At 69.8% G+C, this 388-nt stretch carries 1 protein-coding gene; it reads right to left on the minus strand.

The genetic code is table 11. The features are described 5' to 3' along the window. The coding region (locus IH26_RS0152635; protein ID WP_245666080.1) for an ATP-binding cassette domain-containing protein at positions 1-350 on the minus strand (350 nt) is incomplete at its 3' end. Between the last annotated feature and the right edge of the window lie 38 nt (positions 351-388).

A 388-nucleotide genomic window follows, 5' to 3' on the forward strand; every position in this document is an offset into this window, starting at 1 on the left:
GCGCCGGTCATGATGGCGACCGCCTCGGACATCGAGTGGGACTTCGGGGTGATCACCGTGGCCCGCCGGCCCAGCCGCTGGATGTGGATGCGGTCGGCGACCTCGAACACGTGCGGCATGTTGTGGCTGATCAGGATCACCGGCAGCCCCCGATCCCGGACATCGCGGATCAGCTGCAGCACCCGGTTGCCTTCCTTGACCCCCAACGCGGCGGTCGGCTCGTCCAGGATCACCACCTTGCTGCCGAACGCCGCCGACCGGGCCACCGCGACCGCCTGCCGCTGGCCCCCGGACAGCGACTCCACCGCCTGCCCGATGTTCTGCAGCGTGCCCACACCCAGATCGCTCATGTGCCGCTTGGCCTCGGAGCGCATCTTGCCCCGGTCCA

Origin of the sequence: Actinoplanes subtropicus, from assembly GCF_000721705.1 — a bacterium.
Classification (GTDB): domain Bacteria; phylum Actinomycetota; class Actinomycetes; order Mycobacteriales; family Micromonosporaceae; genus Actinoplanes; species Actinoplanes subtropicus.